The organism is Xanthobacter versatilis, assembly GCF_043193975.1.
In the GTDB taxonomy this organism is placed as follows: domain Bacteria; phylum Pseudomonadota; class Alphaproteobacteria; order Rhizobiales; family Xanthobacteraceae; genus Xanthobacter; species Xanthobacter autotrophicus_E.
Genome location: NZ_JBAFVB010000041.1, coordinates 1 through 236, shown reverse-complemented (window position 1 = coordinate 236; position 236 = coordinate 1). Strand labels below are relative to the sequence as shown.

Sequence of the window (236 nt, the reverse complement as noted above, 5' to 3'; positions counted from 1 at the left end):
CTCAATGTTCATCCAGTGAACAGAGACGACAGTCATCTTTGACAAATTCCAGCTTCGTTTGCCCGATATGTGCTTTGCCGGCCTGGTGGCTATGGCGAGGAGCCTGAACCCGATCCCATCCCGAACTCGGCCGTTAAACTCCTCAGCGCCAATGGTACTTCGTCTCAAGACGCGGGAGAGTAGGTCGCTGCCAGGCCTGCAAAGCACATATCGCGCAATGCCCATATCCACATCCC

The 236-nt window shown here is 55.1% G+C and carries 1 rRNA gene; it reads left to right on the top strand.

Features of this window, described 5'->3' with window-relative positions:
* Positions 1-81 precede the first annotated feature (81 nt).
* Positions 82-196 (top strand): 5S ribosomal RNA (rrf, locus tag V5F66_RS22295).
* Positions 197-236: the final 40 nt, after the last annotated feature.